Raw genomic sequence first — 7,863 nt, 5'->3', positions numbered from 1 at the left:
CTTTGCTCGCTCTGGATACCGCGCGCGAGGTGGCGGCAAGCCCGTTGGGCGCGGGCTACCCGCCCACGCCTTGCCTGCAAATCGCTATTGCGCAAAAGAGGCCCGCCCTACCTAGGGGCGTTGCGCATAATGCTGGCAGTCATGCAAGGCTGACTGCCGAGCATTCCCCTATCACGTGTGACCGCCTTGCCCTGTGGGCCGCGGTTTACTCCAACGAGGTTTATCTGACGATATGAATGCCGGTGTGCTTTGCTTGCAGCTTGTCTCGCGTCAGATAAACGCTAATCGTTAGGCTTCACAAAGGACGGTTATCCGATGGACACCAAATCAGAACTCAGACGCTATACAAGTCTACCTGCCCTACTAAGAATACTTAGACAGCGCGCCATAACACTACTGCCACCCGACACATGGGATGACCAAAACGACCGAGAGCTTATGGGGGCTTACGCGAAAGCCACTAAGAGCAAGACATGTCTTGCTCTCTGCTTTGCACAAGCAGCAGAGACATATCACCATTGGAAAGTCTTCTCGCCCGGTAATGATGGTGTGTGCATTGTCTTCAACAAGGATAAATTGATATCGAAAGCTGAAGCAAGCAGCATTCGCCACGGCGCAGTCAATTACCTTACATTGAAGCAAATCAAAGATTCGCAACCAAAACTCATTGACCTCCCTTTCTCCAAACGTACCGCATACAAAGACGAGAAAGAGTACCGATTCCTTTTTGACAGCCCAACCGAGACTCACACCGCGAAGGATGTACCCATCGCACCTGAGATCATCGAGCGAATTTTGATCAACCCTTGGGCACCTGACCCGCTCTACCGAGCCATAAAGGAAACCATTCTCGCCATTGCAGGCTTTGAAGGTACCAAGGTTTTCCAGTCAAGCGTAAGAAATGCTAGAGATTGGCGGGAGCTAGCAATAAAATACGCATGAAGGAGATCGGCGTGCCCAGTATCTTCATGCGCTCGGTTGTTAGCGCGAAAATGCAACAGCGCGACAACAGGCTCCAGCCTAGCTGGTCGTTCAGCGCGGACGCCAACACAGGCCATGCCTTCGGCATTTTCATGGCCTGTGTCGGTACCCTCCGCGCTTCGCGCTCCGGCGCCGGTTAACTAGGGCGTTAAATTTTCAGTCGGGTTTAGTGATGACTATCGATATCGCAGTAAAAACCGACCACCTCAAGCTAATAGAAATCTGGGAAAAATCGGTCAGAGCCACTCATGATTTTCTAGCTGAAGAGGACCTCCAAAATTTAAAGCCATTGATCTTGGAACAATATTTCGATGCCGTTGACCTACGCTGCGCCAAAGATGCACAAGGCGAAATTCAAGGTTTTTGCGGCGTCCTTGATGGCAATATCGAGATGTTATTCATCTCCCCAGATGCTCGCGGAAAAGGCATTGGTGCAATGCTGTCAGCCCATGCTATCAAAGAGCAGGGCGCTTCAAAGGTCGATGTAAATGAACAAAACGAGCAGGCGCTAGGCTTTTACCAACATATTGGATTTAAAGTGATAGGTCGCTCACCAGTCGATGGGCAAGGTAAGCAATATCCGCTGTTGCATATGGTGCTCTGATTTTTAACAAGGCCAGGCGCGGCGACGTCTTTTCCGTTGCGGCTTCGCCTTCACTGCAAAGCCGCACATGCTGGCGGCGTAGAACATCGTTCATCAACCCATGCGCTATCCCGCTGTTTTAGACCCCTCCAAAGTTGGTGACTACCCGGCTACCGCAATGTCTGGCGGCGGCTTTGTCTGGGATGCCGTTCTTGAGTACCGTGTGTGGTGCCATCCTGAGCGTGGCGCTCCTGATGAGGCCGATGGGAGCGACTACTACTATGCGTTCGAAACTTACGAGGAAGCCGACGACTTTGCCCATGCAAACGCCGGAACAGAGGACCCGCTTGCCTTGGTCCTGCAACGCGAGTACATCAACGAATCAGCGCCGGGGCAATATGCTCACATTTGCGAGGAGCGCATCACCGAATGGCCAGTGGAGTTCCTGTCCAGGCCACAACGTGACGAAATGACAATTCCTGAGTTCTTTGCCGCAGACGCTCCTTCAAATCGCCTGGAAATACTTCGCGGCCTTGCGCCCAGGAGGCGCCGCGATGCATAAGGATGTCCTGCATAACTCCCTGCGGTCTGTGATAGCGCGGCCTCGGGCAGTCCGCTGCGTTGCTTTTCTTGCCAATAGCCGGGCTATTGGCTGCAAAAAGACGCCTTGCGGCCTATCCCGATCCGCACTACCACCGACTCGCGAGGGTTATGCAGGACATCCTTGATGTCATGTGTCAGCAGATTGTGGAGGGAATGGTTGATGCCGAGAAAAAATCTAAACTCACGCATACCGGCTTATAAAGCCATCTTCTCCAGTGGAGAATTCCAACAGACCTATCAGGATCTAGTTGGTATTGTTCAAAATCTAAGAACAGAATTCTCCAAGAAGTACAAAAGTGAATACACAACTGCGAATGTGTTGCATGGATATGTAGATTTCACGTACTTCTATTTGCAAAATTATTACCTCAAAAGCAAAAAGCTAAAACTTGCGATTGTCTTCAAGCACAAAAATGCAAATTTTGAGCTATGGCTTCTTGGGCAAACAAAAGATGTGCAGATTCTCTATTGGAGAAAACTAAGGGAAGTAAAGTGGGTCAACAAGGAGGCAATGCCGGAGTATTCAATTTTCGAAGCTCCCCTACTTTCAGCCCCAGACTTTGACAATTCAACCAAGCTATCAGAGTCCATTCACAGTCAATTTAAAACACTGTCCAAGGAAATTTTCAACGTGCTGGCGGCATACGAGTAATGCCACATCACACTGCCGTCGAGCGGGACAGTCAACAAGCTGCGCTTGCTGGTTCCCGCTGCGCTACGCGCTCCGGCGTCTGCTTACTTTTGCGTTGAACTACACCTCTGACGTGGTGGCTTGGCAGCCTCAGCCGCCACTGGCTTGCGCCTGATCCATCACGAGGTAGCGCTTGACCAGGTCGAAGAAGCTTTCGTAGAAGGTGTCTTTGGCGATGGTCTCGCTGCCCACCTTGACCAGCGATTCGCTGCTGGCCGAAAACGGCAGCGACACCGAGCCGATGGCGCCCACGCCTACGCTGGCGGAGTTGTTGGTTTTGCGCAGGGCGTAGGTGTCTTGCAGCGCGGTCACAAAGCCCAGGCTGACCTTGCCGTCGTTGGCCTCGGGCACACACACCACGCGCACCACCATCTGAAGGTGCGATTCGGCTTCGGGCTGAAAGCTCTTCTTGCCCTCGATCAGCTCGGGCTGCTGGGTGGAGATGACGTAGCCCTGGCTCAGCAGCGCGCGGCGCGATGCCTCGCAGGTCTGCTGCGGCGTGGCGTCAAACAGGCGCGAGTAGGTGGCGACGGAGCCAAAATTCTCCTGCACTTCGAAGGTCTTGACGGTGGTGCCCACACAGCCTGCCAGCAGCAGGACCGATGCACCGCCTGCCACGGCCAAGGCCAGCGCCCGCAGCGGGGCACGGGCTGGCGCGCTGGCCGCCGGTGCGGCGGGGGGCAAGGGGCAATGCGTCTGGGAGTTTGGTGTCATGTCTGGTTGTCTTCTTCACGCTGCGCCACAGGGTGCTCTGACGGCACAGGCCCGGCGTGGTTCCATCGATTTTAGGGAGCTGCCAGCCCACCGGCTGCTACATGGCCAGGGTTTGGACGGGGTTTGTTCGCCGTGCCCACCATCTTCCGGCAAGTTATACCCGCCGCATGTGCAACAGGTTGTGGATAAACCCCGGAACAACCCGCAGAACCCGCGCCGGGGCGTGGTTTCAGCAGGCTGCACATAAAAAAGGCATTCCTGTAAATTCCAAACAAGGGGCACCAGTTTGCCCTGATGACAGGTTCGCAGCAGCTACACTATTGATAGCGATCAGCGCTTATCCATTGCGCGCAGAAGGCCAAAAAGACTCGTCAAACTGCAGCACTTTCGGCCACAGGCGTGGCAGTGCCCTGCTCAACCACCCCACCGCCCGCCCGTGCCCCTTGCTTCCCTGCTCTGCCTGGTCGTCGCCATCAGCGACGGCGACACCCTGACCGTGCGCTGCGGCTCGCCCGGTACCTACCAGCAGGTAAAGGTGCGCATTGCCGCCATCGACGCGCCCGAGTCGCGCCAGGCGTTCGGCCAAAAGTCGCGCCAGAACCTGGCACGGATGTGCTTCAGGCAGCGTGCCAGTTTGCAGCCGGTGGATGAAGACAGCTATGGCCGCACGGTGGCGCATGTGCGCTGCGGCAATGCAGACGTGGCCACGGCCCAGGTGCGTGCGGGCCTGGCCTGGGTATACACGCCCTACGCCGAGTCACGCCCGCAGCTGGTGGCGCTGCAGCGCCAGGCGCGCAGCCAGCAAGCAGGGTTGTGGTCGCAAAAGCGACCGTTGGCGCCGTGGGATTACCGGCACCGGCGCAGCAAGCGCTGAGCGGGACCGCGCTGGATCAGTTGCGCAGCAGCGCCAGCACGCCCTGGGGCATCTGGTTGGCCTGCACCACCATGGCGTTGCCCGCCTGTTGCAGGATCTGCTGGCGCGCCAGGAGGGAGGTCTCCACTGCGAAGTCGGTGTCGGTGATGCGCGATCGGCTGGCAGACAGGTTCTCGCTGCCAATCTGCAAGTTGGAAATGGCCGACTCCAGCCGCGACGACTGTGCGCCGATGACGGCTCGCTGGCTGTTCACGTAGTCGAGCGCGCGGTCTACCGACACGATAGCCTGCGCGGCCGAGGTGGTTACGTCCAGCGTATTGCGCAGCCCCATGGCGCCCAGACCGATGGCGCCCACGCGGGTTTCCAGGGTCTGGTTGGCATTGGCGCCCACCTGGAAGACCTTGGTGCTGATGGCGCCACTGGTCGATGCAATGTTTTCGTAGGTTTCGGTAAAGCCCTGCAGCACGTCTTTGCCCGAGCGGCTGCCCTGGTTGGGCAGGGCAGCCTTGGCGTCGCGCACCATGCCGCCATCCACGTCGGCGCCGCCAATGGCGCCGGTGTCGGCATTGTTCAGGTTAAAGCCGCCGATGAAGGCGGCACCATTGGTTCCGAACTGTGTGAGCACATCGGCCGCGTTGGTGAAAGCCCCGGCCGATGCGGCAGCAATGGCCGCGTCCAGCGTGGAGCCGGGGTTTTTGCTCATGTAGCTGAGCACGTCCTTGATGCCGGTGCCGCCCGCCGACTTGATGCGGTCGTGCATGTAGCGCACGGCCGAGTAGCTGGACGAGTAGAACTCGCTGGTGTTCGACGGCCCGCCAATGGCCGCGACCACGGCCGCCGTGCCCAGGTTGTTCACGTCAGCGCGCACACGCTCTTCGGCGCCGTGGATGAACTCGGCTGTGCCTTCGGCAAACCACAGGTGGTTGCTGGTGATGTCATTCCAGTTGGTGGCACGGGCCATGACGGCGTGCACCATTTCGTGGGCAATCACGCGGTCGTTATAGAACGGCGCAGAGCCGCCGTTGGGCGGGTTGGGTGGCACGAAGTCGGCCATGTCCACCTGCAGCACCAGGTTGTTGCCACGGCCCTGGCCGTCAAAGCCGGTGACCTGCACAAATGCGGCCGTACCACCGGCGTTGTCGGTGAAGCCGGTGTAGCGGATGTCGAGCGCGGCGCCGTCCCCCTGGATGCCGTAGTAAGTGCGGATCAGGTTCTCGCTGCTCTCCAGCCAGCTGCCGGCACTGGTCAGGCCGTCAAAAACGGACAGCAGGTTCTCGTCGCCCACCAAGCTGGCCTCGGAGCGGTCGAACACATCCATGCCGTTGAACTGCGTGGTGCGGCCGGTACGGTCGATCTCTTGCGCCAGGCGCGTGACCTCGGCCTGGATGGCCTGGCGGTCGGACGCGCTGTTGGTGTCGTTGGCGGCCTGCACGGCCAGCTCGCGGATGCGTTGCAGGCTGGCCGTGACGCTTTGCAGTGCGCCCTCGGCCGTCTGCATGAGCGACAGGCCATCGTTGGCATTGCGCACCGCCTGGTTCAGCCCCCGGATCTGGGAGGTGAACCGCTCGGAAATCGCCAGGCCCGCCGCGTCGTCCTTGGCGCTGTTGATGCGCAGGCCCGAGGACAGGCGCTGCACGGTCGTGGCCATGTCGTTCTGCGCATTGCCAAGCCGGCGCTGCGCATTCAGCGACATTACGTTGGTGTTGATCGTCAACCCCATGGCCTGCTCCGTGCACTCCTGTTGAGCGATGGATAAAACCGCAGCTATCGACCGTGACGCCAAAGCGCCGGGGCCCTGAAAGCCGCTTCTGGTTGTCTTTATCGACAGACCACCGCAAAACCTGAACGGAAAAATTCCGGAGTTTTCCGGGCGGAGGCGGCGGGCAGGGCGCTCTGCCGGTAGGATTCAGGGTTTATCCCTACGGCTGCCCGGTGTATTCGCCGCTCGTCGGGGCCGCGCTATCTCCGTTGCCATGAACTCGCCCCTTTCCCCCCTTGCGGCGCCCGATGCAGAGCACGCCAGCGTCTACCGCCATTCCGGTTTTGTTGCTTTTTTGGTCGCGCGCGTAGTGGCCGTGGTGGCCACCCAGGTGCAGGCCGTGGTGGTGGCCTGGCAGGTGTATGACCTCACCCGCGAGCCGCTGGCGCTGGCTTATGTGGGCCTGGCGCAGTTTCTGCCCATGCTGTGCCTGCTGCTGCCAGCGGGCGATTTGATCGATCGGTTTGCCCGCAAGCGCATCCTGGCGGCCAGCTGGGCTGTGGGCGGGCTATGCAGCGCACTGCTGTGGTGGTTGTCGGGCCACGGCACAAGCGGCGTGGCGGGCATTTACGCGGTGCTGGTGCTGTATGGGTGCTCACGGGCGTTCTCGGGCCCGGCCATGCAAAGCCTGTTGCCGCAGATCGTGCCGCGCGGGCATCTGGCCCAGGCCATGGCTGCCAACAGCATGCTGATGCGGGTGGCCAGCATTGGTGGGCCGCTGCTGGGCGGCCTTCTGTATGCGCTGGGCGGCGGCGAGTTGACCTATGCCATGTGCTGCGCGTGCTTCGCACTGGGGGTGGCGCTGGTGCTGCGGGTTCCGGTGGCGCACGGCACGGCGCCAGGGCCCGCGCAGGGCACGATGCTGGAGCGCTTTGGCGCTGGCATCAGCTTCATCCGCTCGCGGCCCATCATTTTGGGCACCATCTCGCTGGACCTTTTCGCTGTGCTGCTGGGCGGCGTGGTGGCGCTGCTGCCCATCTACGCACAAGAGGTGCTGCATGTGGGCCCTGCGGGCCTGGGCGCGCTGCGCAGCGCCATGGCCGTGGGCGAGGTGGGTGCGGGGCTGTACCTGAGCATGCGCCCGTTCAACCGCCATGTGGGCCGCACCATGTTCATCGCCGTGGCGGTGTTTGGCGTGGCCAACCTGGTGTTTGCGCTGTCCACGCTGTTCTGGCTGTCGTTTGCGGCGCTGCTGGTGGCGGGCGCGGCCGACATGGTGAGCGTGTACATCCGGGGCACGCTGGTGCAGTTCTCCACGCCCGACACCATGCGCGGGCGGGTGAACGCGGTGAATATGCTGTTCATCGGCTCGTCCAACGAGCTGGGCGAGTTTCGCGCGGGCACCAGCGCCGCCTGGCTGGGCGTGGTGCCCGCCGCCGTCGTGGGCGGCCTGTGCACGCTGGGGGTGGTGGGCGGCTGGATGCTGGCGTTCAAGACCTTGCGCACGGTGGACCGTTTTGAAGAGGCGGCGCAGGCCACGGGCTGAGAGCACGCGCCCCCCCGGCGCGAACCGCGCAGATATGCCGGACACAGCCGCGAGGGCGTTTGTGTCGCGCAGGTAAAAACTGCGCAGCAGGCTTGCACAGCGCGTTGGAGCGGGGCACCATGCGTCCACTGCCTGCAGCCAGCGCACACCATGAACGCCCTCTCCTTCCCGC

General features: G+C 60.3%; 9 protein-coding genes. 7 read left to right on the top strand and 2 right to left on the bottom strand.

From position 1 onward, the window contains the following. Window positions 1-315 precede the first annotated feature (315 nt). From DBR12_RS09090 to DBR12_RS09070, 5 genes are all read left to right on the top strand, one after another. On the top strand, window positions 316-942 hold the full coding sequence (locus tag DBR12_RS09090; RefSeq protein ID WP_108616960.1) for a DUF2971 domain-containing protein: 627 nt from the start codon (window positions 316-318) through the stop codon (window positions 940-942). After that, window positions 939-1,121, top strand: a complete 183-nt coding sequence (locus DBR12_RS09085) for a hypothetical protein (RefSeq protein WP_108616959.1) — start codon at window positions 939-941, stop codon at window positions 1,119-1,121. Before DBR12_RS09090 ends, DBR12_RS09085 begins: the two co-directional genes overlap by 4 nt. A 32-nt stretch (window positions 1,122-1,153) precedes the next feature. Then, window positions 1,154-1,585, top strand: a complete 432-nt coding sequence (locus DBR12_RS09080) for an acetyltransferase (RefSeq protein WP_108616958.1) — start codon at window positions 1,154-1,156, stop codon at window positions 1,583-1,585. 100 nt (window positions 1,586-1,685) lie between these two features. After that, window positions 1,686-2,126, top strand: a complete 441-nt coding sequence (locus DBR12_RS09075) for a GCN5 family acetyltransferase (RefSeq protein WP_108616957.1) — start codon at window positions 1,686-1,688, stop codon at window positions 2,124-2,126. Window positions 2,127-2,324: 198 nt separating this feature from the next. Next, on the top strand, window positions 2,325-2,819 hold the full coding sequence (locus tag DBR12_RS09070; protein WP_199226663.1) for a hypothetical protein: 495 nt from the start codon (window positions 2,325-2,327) through the stop codon (window positions 2,817-2,819). 129 nt (window positions 2,820-2,948) lie between these two features. On the opposite strand, the gene DBR12_RS09065 is transcribed toward DBR12_RS09070, so the two are convergent. Next, on the bottom strand, window positions 2,949-3,572 hold the full coding sequence (locus DBR12_RS09065) for a DUF2242 domain-containing protein (protein ID WP_233244374.1): 624 nt from the start codon (window positions 3,570-3,572) through the stop codon (window positions 2,949-2,951). A gap of 436 nt (window positions 3,573-4,008) precedes the next feature. Here DBR12_RS09065 and DBR12_RS09060 point away from each other — a divergent pair, with 436 nt between their 5' ends. After that, entirely contained in the window at window positions 4,009-4,446 is a 438-nt protein-coding gene (locus DBR12_RS09060) for a thermonuclease family protein (protein ID WP_108616955.1), read from the top strand. 16 nt (window positions 4,447-4,462) lie between these two features. On the opposite strand, the gene DBR12_RS09055 is transcribed toward DBR12_RS09060, so the two are convergent. Next, the gene (locus DBR12_RS09055; RefSeq protein ID WP_108616954.1) at window positions 4,463-6,166 is read right to left on the bottom strand and encodes a flagellinolysin; all 1,704 of its coding nucleotides are present in this window, start codon (window positions 6,164-6,166) and stop codon (window positions 4,463-4,465) included. 253 nt (window positions 6,167-6,419) lie between these two features. On the opposite strand from DBR12_RS09055, the gene DBR12_RS09050 reads away from it, so the two are divergent. Further along, window positions 6,420-7,691, top strand: a complete 1,272-nt coding sequence (locus DBR12_RS09050) for an MFS transporter (protein ID WP_108616953.1) — start codon at window positions 6,420-6,422, stop codon at window positions 7,689-7,691. Window positions 7,692-7,863: the final 172 nt, after the last annotated feature.

The sequence above is a fragment of the Acidovorax sp. HMWF029 genome (assembly GCF_003060895.1).
GTDB lineage: Bacteria > Pseudomonadota > Gammaproteobacteria > Burkholderiales > Burkholderiaceae_C > Acidovorax.
Note: the sequence above shows the minus strand (reverse complement) of the source record. Positions and strands in the feature narration are given on the sequence as shown.